1 protein-coding gene and 1 pseudogene are annotated in these 1,199 nt (G+C 46.8%); both read left to right on the top strand.

The genetic code is table 11. The annotated features are described in order from the left end of the window. Window positions 1–323: 323 nt before the first annotated feature. A complete protein-coding gene (locus RJ60_RS14880; protein WP_103135270.1) occupies window positions 324–950 on the top strand; it encodes a hypothetical protein in 627 nt (208 codons plus the stop codon). Between the two features lie 36 nt (window positions 951–986). Continuing rightward, window positions 987–1,199: pseudogene (locus RJ60_RS15885) on the top strand (hypothetical protein); the annotation flags it as partial.

Below are 1,199 nucleotides of genomic sequence, written 5' to 3'. Positions count from 1 at the left end.
TGCAACTCAGAACTTGTAACTTTCAACTGCTCAACTCACACACCCTAACGGCGGGAAGGAGAAGATTTCCTTCCTGCTTTCTCATGAACGATGACTCCGTAGTTCCATTCAGGCAGGCCAGAAATGACCGAGCGCGTTCACGGCAAGCATCAAGCAGGAATGAGGAGATTCGTGCGGAATCTATGAGCTCGGAAGAGAGTGTATCCTGTGTCATTACTCGATCACCAGCAGAAAACAAATACCCGTGAACGAAATTTTCAACATTCAGCTCACAATGAAGAATTGGAGTCTGACCCTTTTATCTCTAGTTCAAAAGAGCAGCTTTGATACTCACTCTTGTCTCGATAACTTTCCCCATACTTTCTGCGTGTATTCCGAAAGATCCGGTTGAAGTAGCCACAAAGAAATTCATTGATTTCATAAAAAGTGAAGGCGAGCCCGATGATCCATTTACTGGTGTTTTGCTTGCTGAAGTCGAGGTTGGAGATGTCATAACTTCGGAGACCGCCGAAGGAAATACGGAGTTTCAGTTCCAGCTTCAGGGGCTGGACCAGGCAGGATGGCTCTTCTATCTTGACGAGGCGCCTGGCGCCTTTTATGACCATCCGGGAAGACTGGTAGTCGTAAACAAGAACAGACAGATTATCTTCGATGAGAAGATTCAGGGTGTTCCAAAGTTGAATGGCGCAGTTCCAGGACCTATTCTACTGCGCTCCCAGTATATCTCCGCGGTAATCTGGGATAAGTCGAAGATCGTACTCTTACCCATTGGCGATTGGATCGACATTATAATTGCGAGGATTATTCGTAAGGGCGCGGTTATAACCAGTGGACTCACTCCATCGCAGAGTCTCTATGCGGAGGCGAGAGATGCCCGAAATCTCATGTCAACCTCGTTCAAGACTTTGATGGGAACAGATACCGTAAGAGATGTGAGGTATGTCGCCTGAGCGGCTGCGCCTAACTGGACGGCAGTTCAAAACGCTATGAACGATCTTATAGTCAACAAGAAAATCAACCACATGACACTCTACTTTATCGCACACGGAAACATAAACCTTATGAATCTGGGAGGAACGACGTTCTACGCTTCGCAGTTGAGAAGCTTTATTCAGGAGTATTCCAACGTGACGTTCTGTATCATAATCGAGTCCTGTCATGCTGGAAGCTGGCTGAATGGTTTAAAGTCCGGTGGAGTG

The sequence above is a fragment of the Mesotoga sp. B105.6.4 genome (genome assembly GCF_002896535.1).
Lineage (GTDB): Bacteria > Thermotogota > Thermotogae > Petrotogales > Kosmotogaceae > Mesotoga.
Note: the sequence above shows the minus strand (reverse complement) of the source record. Positions and strands in the feature narration are given on the sequence as shown.